The sequence below is a fragment of the Iodobacter sp. genome (assembly GCF_025352645.1).
Lineage (GTDB): Bacteria > Pseudomonadota > Gammaproteobacteria > Burkholderiales > Chitinibacteraceae > Iodobacter.
In genome coordinates this window covers 14,558-27,110 of the sequence record NZ_JANXSO010000003.1, presented here as the reverse complement: position 1 = coordinate 27,110, position 12,553 = coordinate 14,558, and the positions used below count along the sequence as shown (strand labels likewise).

The window sequence follows — 12,553 nt, the reverse complement described above, 5'->3', positions numbered from 1 at the left end:
ACGAGTACCATGAGCGTCTTTTAACGCCGTGCAGCCCCAAAAATGTAGCCAACCCGAAGGGCTGAGCCGGAAAACGGCCATTCACTGCGTTATGCTCCTCGGAAATAACCAGTTATTGCCTTCGTCGCATGCCTTGTGCCTAGCCGTTTTCCGGCTCAGCGCAATTGTGAATGAAACGTCAACAGACCCTAGTAGATCAACTTAGATCTATCTATTGCAAACGTTGAAACATTATAGGGCGGGTGAAACCCAATCCTATCAACTTAAGGTGAACGCGTAGGTTGGGTTAGCAGCTTTACCGCGTAACCCAACATTCTTTGATGCCTAAATATTGGGTTATGCGGGTTTGTCCACCTCAAATCGGTGAACAAACCCGCTAACCCAACCTACGGGAGTACCTTTCTGCGGGCTCGCTTAAGTTGATAGGACTGGGGTGAAACCCGCGAGCCATGCTGAAGAAATACGCGGGTTTCACCCGCCCTACGATATTTATAATGAGATTGAGCAAGAGACATAATCAGATAGATTTAAACCCACCGCTCACTCATCCTCTTTACACCTGAGGCTCACTTTGCAACCACAAAAATTCAACAGCCCCGCCGTTAACGCTCATATCCAAAACATCAGTAGCCAAATCAGCGATCCTGATTTGCAAAAACTATTTAGCCAGTGCTACCCCAATACCCTTGACACCACAGTGGTGTTTAAAACTGTAAACAAGCTACCTGATACCTTTGTCATTACCGGCGATATCCACGCCATGTGGCTAAGAGATAGCGCGGCGCAGGTTTGGCCCTATCTGCTGCATATGCAGCAAGACCCACAGCTTACCGCCATGATTGCAGGGCTAATCCGCCGCCACAGCGCCTGCATCTTGATCGATCCTTACGCCAATGCCTTTAATGATGGCCCCGGCCATAGCCAATGGATGAGCGACCATACCGCCATGCTACCCGAGCTGCACGAGCGCAAATGGGAGCTAGATTCGCTCTGCTACGCCATTCGCCTGGCCCATGGCTTTTGGCAAAACAGCGCCGAGCGCACTCCCTTTGATAGCCAGTGGTTAACAGCCATGAAACTAGCCGTGGCCACGATGCAAGTGCAGCAGCGCAAACAGCAGCGCGGCCCCTACTCTTTTACCCGCAGCGGCAGCTGGCAGGCTGATACCCTACCTTGTGATGGCTGGGGCAATCCAAGTAAACCGGTGGGGCTGATTGCCTCGATGTTTAGGCCATCAGACGACGCCACCATGTTCCCTTTTTTGGTGCCATCTAATTTTTTTGCGGTTGTTAGCCTGCGCCAACTGGCAGCTATGGTGGACGCGCTATTTGGCGATAGCGCCTTTGCCAGCCAATGCCAAGCACTCGCCGATGAAGTGGCCGCAGCCCTGCAACAATGTGCCATTGTTCATCACCCTAAACATGGCGTAGTCTATGCTTTTGAGGTCGACGGCTATGGCAGTGCCCTGCTGATGGACGACGCCAATATCCCCAGCCTGTTATCCCTGCCCTATCTAGGCGCGATCGCAGCAGACGATCCGGTGTATATCAATACCCGCCGCTTTGCTTTATCAACTGACAACCCATGGTTTTTTAAGGGTGATCAATTTGAAGGCAACGGCAGCCCGCATACACTGGCCCCGATGATCTGGCCGATGTCCATCATCATGCGTGCCTTAACCAGCGATCAAGACGATGAGATCAGCCACTGCCTGCAGATGCTAAAAACCAGCCACGCCAGCACATGGTTGATCCACGAATCTTTTGCGCCAGACCAGCCCACCCGCTTTACCCGCAGCTGGTTTGCATGGGCCAACACCTTGTTTGGAGAACTGATCAGTAAGCTGGCACAAAACCGCCCCCATTTATTACTAAACAAGGATTGAGTGATGTTCCGTACCCGAGATTTTTTACTAAAGCATATCCGCCATACCATGGCCTTTTATGACCCAATCTCGGTCGATCCTAATGGGGGCTTCTATCATTTTTATCTGGATGACGGCACGGTTTACGATAGCGAAACGCGCCATCTGGTTTCATCCACTCGCTTTGTTTTTAATAATGCAATGGCGTGGCTGCAGTTTGGTGACGCCCAATATCAAGCACGCGTCAGGCACGGCATAGATTTCATCCGCAAAGCGCACCTCAACCCAGTAACTGGCGGCTACGCATGGGAAATTAAAAACGGTGAAGTTCTGGACGCCACCAACCACTGCTATGGCCTAGCTTTTGTGATGCTGGCTTACAGCTGCGCCATTCAATGTGGTATGGATGAAGCAAACGAATGGCTTAGCGAGACTTTCGACACCATGGAGCAACATTTCTGGCTGCCCGAATACGGCGTTTACGCCAGCGAAGCCAATAGTGATTGGGTGCTTGATGATTATCGCGGCCAAAACGACAATATGCACGGCTGCGAAGCCATGCTCGCTGCCTTTGAAGCCACCAGCGAAGCGCGCTACTTAGAGCGGGCAAAAATGCTGGCCGACCATTTTACCCGCCGCCAAGCCGCACTAACAGAAGGCCAAATATGGGAGCACTTTCGCACCGATTGGACTGCAAACCTACTGTACAACCGTGGCAACAAAACCAATATTTTTCGCCCTTGGGGCATCCAGACCGGCCACCAAACCGAATGGGCCAAACTATTACTCATTTTAGATAGGCACGACCCGCAGCCTTGGTACCTAGCCCGCGCCCGCGAACTATTCGACTCCGCCATGCAATCAGGCTGGGACGAAGCACATGGCGGGCTAATCTACGGCTACGACTTAGACGGCGAGCCTTACGATGAGGATAAATACTTCTGGGTCCAAGCCGAATCCCTCGCCGCCGCCGCCCTGCTGGCAGACCGCGCTGGGGATGAAAAATACTGGCAAGCCTACGACAAAATCTGGGCCTACAGCTGGGAGCACTTCGTAGACCACCAACACGGCGCGTGGTACCGCGTACTCAGCCCCGATAATAAAAAAATCGACGCCCACAAATCCCCCGCCGGCAAAACCGACTACCACACCATGGGCGCGTGTTATGAGGTTTTGAGGGTGGTTGAGTAAGGGGTGGAATAAACTTAGGGCGCAATCGCCGCAGGCATTGCGCCGTTGAGTCACAGGCGGCTTATGATTCGAGCATTAGGCTTGCGTACTCACGTTTTCCATCGATCTGCTTAGCTTGTTGTTTCGTATCCAATCGAATACACTCAATCAATGAACACATTCCACAGCTCTGATGAATTCAATACTTGGCTGGCCTCTGTAAAAGACAAATTGGGCAAAGCCAAAATATTGCAACGCATACGCCGCGCCACGAATGGCAACTTTGGCGACTGTGAGTCGGTTGGTGGCGGGGTATCCGAAATGAAGATCGATTATGGCCCAGGCCTCCGTGTTTACTTTACCCGGCGTGGTGCCGTGATTTATTTATTACTACTAGGTGGTGATAAATCCACACAATCACGCGACATTGAGCGTGCTAAGTTTATGGCCGCAAGCCTTGAGGAATAAATCATGACTACTTTTACCCCCTTTGATGTGGCAGATCATCTTGACGATGAAGAAACCATCAGTGCTTATTTATCTGAAGCACTTGCAGACCCTGATCCAGCCATGTTTTTACTTGCCATCAAAGACGTAGCTCGCGCCCGTGGCATGACGCAACTCGCTAAAGATTCTGGACTAGGCAGAGAGAGCTTATACAAAGCACTTGCACCGGGCAGCAAACCTCGTTACGAAACGATTATGAAGCTCTTGCATGGGCTAGGAATTAAATTAAACGCCACACCTGCGGCATAATCCAAGCATAAAACAATGGCGACCAGATGGTCGCCATTGTTTTATGCCTACTCTATTCGCAGATTAATCCCCCATTTTTAAGCATATTTAAAAAATAAAGATCGAGCCATTTAATATTGGGGATTTCGGGATTTAACTGTGGTCCATCCCCAGCTTTACGTTAGCAGCTCAAATTGAGTCATTTATTATGTATATCTACGTTATAAAATTAGTTCTGTAGGGCGAGTTAGCCGCAGGCGTAACCCGCGATTTAGGCTAATAAGCTAAGCGCAAAGTAAATCAGCAGGTGGTTTGTACTTGGTAACATCCTACAACGCGGGTTGATAAACCTAACCCGCCCTACAAGACTCTTTGCTCCTCACTAGTCTTGACTTAAAATGCCCTTACGGGCATTTTAAAACAGCCACAAGATATTGTAATAGGCGTCGATCTTTCTCTGAAACGCCATGTCTCGGAGAAATTGCCACCTCTGAAGAGTGGACTAAAATACTTCTTGATTCAGAACCCGACATAAATGAAAAAAATAAAATTATCCCTATCAGTTTTTCATTTTTCCGTTCAAAAGTAACATTCCAAATTCTAGAATTTTTATGAATAAAATCATCCATCAACAAACTTAAAGACGCTCTCAAGTCTGAATCGTTTTTACTTATAAAAACCTGATTTTTAGCATTTATTATTTTTGACACATCTAGTGCAACAACACCACACTCCATAGGCACTGCGTTTTCTAAAAAAATATCCTCAAGCTGTTTGCAGGCTTTTCTCACATTGCTTTCAATTTTCTCACACCTTGATACTCGCTTGCACTCTACCCATACAGCTCTCCCCTCTACCATAAACCCAGTATCTGATTTCGCATTAAAAATAGTTTCAACTCCTTTTAATGGAAAATTAAACTTCGCAGCAATAATTGCTTCAAATAAAAAATTTCGGCCTTTTGTTGAATTTTTGGTTTCATCAGAAACATCACAAGGGCCATCCACCCCCATTTGTAATTTTTTCACGATAGGCTCAATAATATCTAATGGCACCTCCTTGAAAGCATTATATACATCAATAAAACCATATATTTCAAATATAGAACTTACAAAAGAAGGGAATATATCGTTTTTTTCATCAATAGGTTTATTCTTACATTCAGCGTTGTAATATTTTACCATCCGTTTATAATGTGAAGCCCTACTAGAATTAATCTTCACACCAATACTTTCCATCCAATGAATCGCTCGGGCATATTCTTCATAAATAACTTCGGATGGCTGTACTAATGTTTTCATTATGATCACTTAATAAGTTAGTTCAATAACGTTTTATAAAAATACAAAACCACCTTTTATTTACCTAATTAAGTCTCTTGCTCAAAGAAGTCTTTGCATACATATAGTGCGTACTAAAAGCGAAGCTCAGCACCTCATAATAGCGCCAATTTTGGCTTAAAACATTCAATTCCTACTGCGTAATTACCATCTAATGTTACGCAGTAGCCATTTTTTCAGTGCCTTTGGCACGTTGATTTAGATGCGGGATCCCCGCTTGGAACTTACTTTCTTGTACGGCCCAAGCAAGTAAGCAAAGAAAGCCGCCCCAACCAGCACGAAGGCCCCTCACTGCGGATAATCGACTCGGCGAAAAAGGCTGCTCGGGAGCAAGCCCGCTACCCCTTTTCCGAAACCCCAATCCGCTTATTCCTCGCTTCGGCGTGCTTCAAGGGGATTTTTAGCCCCATGCAGAGAACGTAATCATTGTGTTTTTTCGCTACTTGCTAAGACAAAAGCAATTTGGTTAACGCGTATAGGGTTTTACCCACCCTACAAATGCAAAAACAACGTGCGACTGTAATAAATCGACTTACATTAGCGTTATTGAGCAAGAGACATAATCAGATCCAGTTAAATAAAACACCTTATCTCTTATAAAAAAGCGCTATATCTGGCCGACCAGGTGCAGCGTCATTTATTACTCCTGCCAGTTTACAAAACAATCGCTGTGATATGCTTGCTCTTTTCTTACCAAAAATCATGCGATTGGTTACAAAAAGCCATCAAAAAAGGACACGCAAATGATTGCCGTTAGCAGCATCAGTAACCAAGACCTTATGACCCAAGCTCGGGATATTTTACGTGGCAAATGGACCACGCCGGTTTTAGTCAGCCTCGTGTACGTCATCGTCATTGCAATACTCAATCAGCCGGGAGTCATCCCCGCCGCTTTAAGCCTTCTGGTTTCAGGCCCTATTGCCCTAGGCTTTACTTATTTTTATTTAGCGATTATTCGTGAGCAAAAAGTTGATACCAATTTATTGGCCAAAGGCTTTACAGAGTTTATTCCATCACTCCTCACCTACCTGCTTACCTTATTGCTTATTATCCTTTGGATGATACTACTGATTATTCCTGGGATAATGGCGGCTTATTCTTATGCGCTGGTATTTTATATTCGCCGTGATCAGCCAGAATTAGACATTATGGCAACGCTTAATCGTAGTAAAGCGCTGATGTATGGCAATCGCTGGAAGCTATGCTATCTTCACTTTCGGTTTTTTGGATGGTTTTTACTTTCAATTATAACTTGCGGCATTGGATTTTTATGGTTCCTACCTTATATCCAAACTACTTCTGCTCTTTTCTATGAAGACTTAATTCAAAACGAACAAAGCCCTCAGCAATAAAACCACACTAAGCAATAAGGCGCACACTTTGCCGCCTTATTGTTTAGTGCTTGCCCATTAAGCCAAATACCCCGCCACACAATAAATCAGCAGGCCTACCAATCCACCCACTAAAGTGCCGCTAACGCGGATAAACTGTAAATCTGTACCGATATTTAGCTCAATGCGCTCAACCATATATTGCTCGTCCCAAGTTTTAACTTGGTCGCTAATAAACACGCCGATTCTTTCTCGGTATTCTTCAATCACAGGTGGTGCGGCGTTTTCTATCTGGGCGTTAATCCATTGTTGTATTTCCACATTTTCCTGCAGTTTTTTACCCAGTGTTGCGGCCAAAGTAACGATATTGGCACGAATAGTGGAATCAACTCGGTGCAAATCGCTATGCAGCCAGGTGAGTAATTGCCCCCACAGCGTTTCAATATATTCACCTAGGGCAGGATGAGAAAGTAATTCATTTTTAATCACTTCCCCCCTTTGCTTAAACTCTACATCGTGCTTTAATTTTTCTACAAACTGTGCAATATAGCCGTCAAATTGCAGGCGTAAATGGTGTTGTGGGTTTTCCTGCATGGCGCGTAATTCTTTTTGCACCGCTGCTAGCATTTTTTCAGATAAATATTTGCTGGCGACTTTATCCAGCGCCATATATTTTAAGAATGAAATTTCATGCGCTGCCACTTCTGCCAGTGTCTCCTGCGTTTCAATACGGCCTAGAATTTTATCTAGCTCGTGCAGCACTTCATTTAATACATGATGATGGCGGCCATTTTGAGTTAAAGATTCTAAAATATGGCCGCTGAATTTACTGATATCAATACGCTGTAATTCAGCCAGCATATTGCTTTTTAAAAACACCAATAAGCGCCCGTCATGCAGCGTATTAAGGCTATAAGAAAGCATGCGCACTAATAGATTAGCGGAATGGCGCACGTTTTCTTTTTGATTTAACCAAGCGGCTATTTTTAAAGCAGGATTAAACTCACGTATTTTGCCAACGATGCGTTCGGGCGATAAAAAATTACTCTGGATAAAACTACCAAGGCTATCGGCAATACGCATTTTATTTCTGGGTACGATAGCTGTATGCGGAATAGGTAAGCCCAGCGGCCTACGAAACAAAGCCACTACCGCAAACCAATCGGCTAGCGCCCCCACCATAGCGGCTTCGGCAAAGGCACAAAGATAAGCCAATGCCGGATAGCGCGATTTATAAAGAGTGCCCAGCACAAACACCACGGCAAAAAAGATTAATAAGGCCAATGGCAGTAATTTAGCCTGTTTTAATTTTTGGCGTTTAAGTGCAAGTTCTGCGCTTTCTATCGCCTGATAGAGATCATTGCTAGATGTCATTGGAATACACATAAAAAGGATAAGGCAGATTAACACCAACAGGTTTCAAATCCACGGCGAGTGGCCGTGATTTTTTTACAAAGCAATACGCGATATAATCCACAAGGATAAAACATCGTTTACAAAACACACAGAAGGGAGCCTCAAAAAAACCACATGCTCTTATCATGCTGCCTTGCGCAATAAGAAAATCCCCTTGCATATCAAGTATATGCAGCGCTATTTTTTTAGCACGCGCTTTATCTTATTAGGTAGATCGCTTTTTCGAGCCCCCTAAAAGCCAATCTTATCAAGTTAAGTAATATGCCATTCATATGATGAATGCAACCCGCGTTTTTTTCAGCATTGCTCGCGGGGTGCACCCCAATCCTATCAACTTAGGCACACCATGTAGAGTGGGCAAGATGGTTTATCTTGCCCACGCGGATGCACACAGCGTGGGCAAAAAACGCGCCCACCCTACACATTCTACAAGCCTTTAAGTTGACAGGATCAGGGTGCAACCCACCCTGCGATACTTCAATATTTGTGTATGCGGCAAAGCCGTGACAAATAGTTAAGCTGATAGGATACCCACTAAAACCACGAAAAAATTGAATTCAATATTAAGAGTATTCTCAAATCATTTTAAGTAGCCACTTTTGCTCTTTTGGTGGCCAATACCATTCTATTTAGCTTTAGGAGTAGTTTAATCATGCAAATCTGGGTTGATGCCGATGCCTGCCCAAAGGTAATTAAAGAGATTTTATTTCGCGCTGCAGTGCGTTGCGAAGTGATATGCACTTTTGTTGCCAATCAGTATATTCAAACCCCCGCCTCGCCTTTTTTAAAGTCATTGGTGGTGGAGCATGGTTTTGATGTGGCGGACCGCCGGATTGTGGAGCTGTGCCAGCAAGGCGATTTAATTATCACCTCTGATATCCCCTTGGCCTCTGACGTGATTGCCAAAGGCGGCTTAGTGCTAGATTCACGTGGCGAGCGCTTAAGTAAAGAGAATATCGGCGAGCGGCTAAATATGCGTGATTTTATGGATACGCTACGCGCCAGCGGCATCGACACCGGCGGGCCAAGTGCGATGAACAGCGCCGACCGGCAAAATTTTGCCCGCGCGCTGGATAGTATTTTAAACAAACCCAAATCTTGAACCACGGAGAAAAAAGAGGACACAGAGGGCCACGGAGAAAAGCATGAAGACTTTCTCTGCGAAACTCCGTGTTCTCCGTGGTTCAAAATTTGGGTTTTAAGTGGAGAGATCTCTTCTGCCAAAGCCTAGCTTATCAATCGATACCCAACGCCGGTTTCTGTGACGATATGCTGTGGCAATGCCGGATCAACCTCGAGTTTTTGTCGCAGATGGCCCATATACACGCGTAAGTATTGGCTGCTTTCTGAGTGGGATGGTCCCCAAACGGCTTTAAGCAGCTCGCGATGTGTCAGCACCTTGCCTGGGAATCTAAGCAAGGTTGTCAGCAATCTATATTCGATAGGCGTCAGGTGGACTGGTGCATCACTTTTATAGACCTGACGATTGACCAGATCGATTCTAACTTGGCCAAACTCCTGCACCTGCTGCACATTTTGCCCTCGGGAATGGCGGCGCAGCAAAACACGGATTCGTGCTAGGCATTCCGGCACGCCAAAAGGTTTGGTTAAAAAATCATCCGCCCCCGCATCCAGCGCCCTTACCTTTTCGGCCTCTTGCGTTCTGGCCGACAGCACTAAAATGGGAAGCTCGCACCACTCACGCAGCTGGGTAATCACCGCCACGCCGTCCATATCGGGTAGGCCCAAATCTAAAATCACCAGATCTGGCTTGCGGGTGGCGACTTCGATCAGGCCTTTTTTACCCGTTTCTGCATCAAACACCTGCATGCCTGCATCGATCAGCGATGCCGACAAAAAATGCCGGATCGGTTTTTCATCTTCAATAATGACAACGGTAATTGGAATATCTGACATGCGGACCTTATTTATTTTTCAAACGAGAAAATGAAGAAAGACCTGTAGGCACAAACTTAGGATTTTCAATCTGCACTTTCAAATACAGGTGGTGTGCCCATCGGCAGGGTAAATTCAAATGCTGCGCCGTGTGGGTCTATATTTCTGGCGCTGATTTGCCCGCCGTGCGCCAGCACAATACTGCGGCAGATGGCGAGGCCAAGGCCAACGCCTGGCGCGCCAGATTCGACGGTGCCACGGGTAAATTTATCAAACAAACGCTCGGCTGCGCCTTCTGGTAAGCCTGGGCCATTATCACTGACACAAACCCGCAGCATAGCGCCGTCTTTTTTTGCAGAGATCGTCATAATACTGCCAGCAGGCGTATATTTGGCGGCGTTTTCTAGTAAATTAACCAGCACCCGCTCCATCAGCACCGCATCGTATTCCAACATAGGTAGATCAGCGGGCAGCTCAACCTTCACCTGATGCGCATGCAAGCTCGCCCCCGCCACCCTGACCGCACCGCCTACGGATTCTTCTAGCAACTGCCATTCTTTATTGGGTTTTACGCCCGACTGCAGCTTAGCCATATCCAAGAGATTGCTGACCATATGATTCATTCGCATTGCTTCTTTTTGTAGGCTTTGCGAAATATGCCGCAAGTGTGGCGGCAGCTCGTCTTTATCTAGCAGGCTAGCTAGGCCCACTAAGGTGGTTAGCGGGGTGCGTAAATCATGTGAGACGGCCGACAGCACGCCATTACGCAGGCGCTCTGATTCCATTACTACAATGGCGTCTTGCGCCACTTCCACGTAATGCACCCGCTCCAGCGCCAGCGCAATTTGGCTGGCGGCGGTTTCTAGCAGCCTTTGCTGCTCGGGTATAAACACATGTTTGCTGTCCCCAGGCAAAAGCGCCAGCACACCACGGGTGCGCATCGGCGCTTTCAGCGGAATATAAAGTAGAGGCGCGGCAGGCAGGGTGTGGGTTCCCAGCCCTGCTGGCTGCTGATAGTCGTACACCCACTGGGCGATGCCTAAATCGGCATTGGCATGCTCGTGTGATACGCGTACTTTTTCTTCGCTATCAGGAATAAACAGCAGCGTTTTTGATTGAAACAAGCCATCCAGATGACGCACGCTGGTTTCTACAATTTGCGTGGCAGTCAGTGCGCCGGATAGCTCTCTGCTCAGCTCGTATAAAGCCCGCGTACGCCGCTCACGGTAAGTGGCCACCATAGCTTCAAAACGCAAGCGGGATGTCAGGTGGCTAATAATTAAGGCCACAGCCAACATCACGCCAAAAGTCAGCAAATACTGGGTATCTGACACAGTAAACGACATGCGGGGAGCGACAAAAAAGAAATCAAACGACGCCACCGACAATAGCGAAGTCATTACCCCCGCGCCTCGGCCATAGCGCACCGAAACCAGCACTACCGCCAACAGATACAGCATCACCACATTGGCCATATCAAAAATTTGCAGTAGGCCCGCCGCCAGCAGCGTGGTGATGGCCGATGCGCCCAGCGCAGCCAGATAGCCATGGCGCTGCAGCTTAGGTGTTTCTTCATCAAACAACAGGCTATTGGGGGATGAATCTGCCGTGGCCGTGTCGCTCATATCGTGCGCCACCACATACACATCTACATCACTGGCCTTTTGCACTAACCGCTCTGATAAGGGGCGGCGCAAAAAGCGCGATAGATTTTTGCGCTGCGATTTACCCACCACAATTTTGGATACATTACGGCTGCGGGCAAAGGCCAACAGGGTATCCACCAGATCTACCCCTGCCAACACACTGGTTTCTGCGCCGAGTTCCTGCGCCAGCTTCAGCGTTTTTAACACCTGCTTACGCGTAGTCTCGCCTTGGCGCTGCAGCTCAGGTGTTTCTACATACACCACCAAGCAATCGGCGTGCAAGCTGGCAGCAAGGCGGCAGGCATTACGGATCAGCTTATCGCCACCGGAATACGGCCCGATGCTAATGAGTAAACGTTCATGCGCCTGCCAAACCGGCTGGATAGATTGATCCGCCCGGTACGCACGCATTTGGGCATCCACCCGATCGGCCGTGCGGCGCAAGGCCAGCTCGCGCAGCGCCAGTAAATTACCTTTACGAAAGAAATTTTGGCTGGCGCGCGTGGCCTGCTCAGGCCGATAAACCTTACCCTCGGCGAGGCGCAGCAACAGCTCATCTGGCGGCAAATCGACCAGCGTAACCTCATTGGCCGCGTCAAATACGTGGTCTGGCAGCGTTTCGCGCACCACAATGCCAGTAATCTGCCCAACCACATCGTTTAGGCGCTCTAAGTGCTGCACATTCAGCGAGGTGTAAACGTCAATCCCCGCCGCCAACAGCTCTTCCACATCTTGCCAGCGCTTGGGGTGGCGCGAACCTGCCACATTGGAGTGCGCCAGCTCATCAATCAGAATCAGCGTTGGCTTTAAGGCCAGTGCGGCGTCTAAATCAAACTCCGGCAGCCATTGGCCGCGATATTCAATTTTGGCAGCAGGCAAAACTTCTAAGCCTTGTAGCTGGGCAGCCGTTTCGCTGCGGCCATGCGTTTCAACCACCCCCACCAACACATCCACACCTAGGCGCTGCTGCACATGACCCGCCGCCAGCATGGCAAAAGTTTTTCCCACACCGGCACACGCGCCAAAGAAAATCTTCAAACGCCCACGCGCAGCCAGTTGATCGGTGCGCTTGATTTTATCGAGCAGGGAATCAGGATCGGGGCGGGTATCGGTCATTGTTGGCTTGTGGGTAATGGGAGGGGGCGGGAGTTAAAG

The 12,553-nt window shown here is 47.9% G+C and carries 10 protein-coding genes; 6 read left to right on the top strand and 4 right to left on the bottom strand.

Annotated elements, in window-relative coordinates; all coding sequences use genetic code 11:
• Positions 1 to 571: 571 nt before the first annotated feature.
• The 4 genes from Q0R17_RS00405 (at position 572) to Q0R17_RS00390 (ending at position 3,790) form a co-directional block, all read left to right on the top strand.
• On the top strand, positions 572 to 1,885 hold the full coding sequence (locus Q0R17_RS00405; RefSeq protein WP_293930934.1) for a glycoside hydrolase family 125 protein: 1,314 nt from the start codon (positions 572 to 574) through the stop codon (positions 1,883 to 1,885).
• Between the two features lie 3 nt (positions 1,886 to 1,888).
• Positions 1,889 to 3,055, top strand: a complete 1,167-nt coding sequence (locus Q0R17_RS00400) for an AGE family epimerase/isomerase (protein WP_293930931.1) — start codon at positions 1,889 to 1,891, stop codon at positions 3,053 to 3,055.
• Positions 3,056 to 3,205: 150 nt separating this feature from the next.
• A complete protein-coding gene (locus Q0R17_RS00395) occupies positions 3,206 to 3,502 on the top strand; it encodes a type II toxin-antitoxin system RelE/ParE family toxin (RefSeq protein WP_293930928.1) in 297 nt (98 codons plus the stop codon).
• A gap of 3 nt (positions 3,503 to 3,505) precedes the next feature.
• Positions 3,506 to 3,790 (top strand): addiction module antidote protein, encoded by a 285-nt coding sequence (locus tag Q0R17_RS00390; protein WP_293930925.1) that lies wholly within the window; start codon positions 3,506 to 3,508, stop codon positions 3,788 to 3,790.
• 383 nt (positions 3,791 to 4,173) lie between these two features.
• Here the strand turns inward: Q0R17_RS00390 and Q0R17_RS00385 are convergent, their stop codons facing one another.
• Positions 4,174 to 5,070: a hypothetical protein gene (locus Q0R17_RS00385; protein WP_293930922.1), complete on the bottom strand. Its 897-nt coding sequence runs from the start codon at positions 5,068 to 5,070 to the stop codon at positions 4,174 to 4,176.
• A 782-nt stretch (positions 5,071 to 5,852) separates the two neighbouring features.
• On the opposite strand from Q0R17_RS00385, the gene Q0R17_RS00380 reads away from it, so the two are divergent.
• Positions 5,853 to 6,461, top strand: a complete 609-nt coding sequence (locus tag Q0R17_RS00380; RefSeq protein WP_293930919.1) for a DUF975 family protein — start codon at positions 5,853 to 5,855, stop codon at positions 6,459 to 6,461.
• Between the two features lie 57 nt (positions 6,462 to 6,518).
• Here the strand turns inward: Q0R17_RS00380 and Q0R17_RS00375 are convergent, their stop codons facing one another.
• Positions 6,519 to 7,814: a DUF445 domain-containing protein gene (locus Q0R17_RS00375; RefSeq protein WP_293930916.1), complete on the bottom strand. Its 1,296-nt coding sequence runs from the start codon at positions 7,812 to 7,814 to the stop codon at positions 6,519 to 6,521.
• Between the two features lie 694 nt (positions 7,815 to 8,508).
• Here Q0R17_RS00375 and Q0R17_RS00370 point away from each other — a divergent pair.
• The gene (locus Q0R17_RS00370) at positions 8,509 to 8,958 is read left to right on the top strand and encodes a YaiI/YqxD family protein (RefSeq protein ID WP_293930913.1); all 450 of its coding nucleotides are present in this window, start codon (positions 8,509 to 8,511) and stop codon (positions 8,956 to 8,958) included.
• A 125-nt stretch (positions 8,959 to 9,083) separates the two neighbouring features.
• Here the strand turns inward: Q0R17_RS00370 and Q0R17_RS00365 are convergent, their stop codons facing one another.
• A complete protein-coding gene (locus tag Q0R17_RS00365; protein WP_293930910.1) occupies positions 9,084 to 9,773 on the bottom strand; it encodes a response regulator in 690 nt (229 codons plus the stop codon).
• Between the two features lie 65 nt (positions 9,774 to 9,838).
• On the bottom strand, positions 9,839 to 12,514 hold the full coding sequence (locus tag Q0R17_RS00360; protein WP_293930907.1) for a DUF4118 domain-containing protein: 2,676 nt from the start codon (positions 12,512 to 12,514) through the stop codon (positions 9,839 to 9,841).
• Positions 12,515 to 12,553 lie beyond the last annotated feature (39 nt).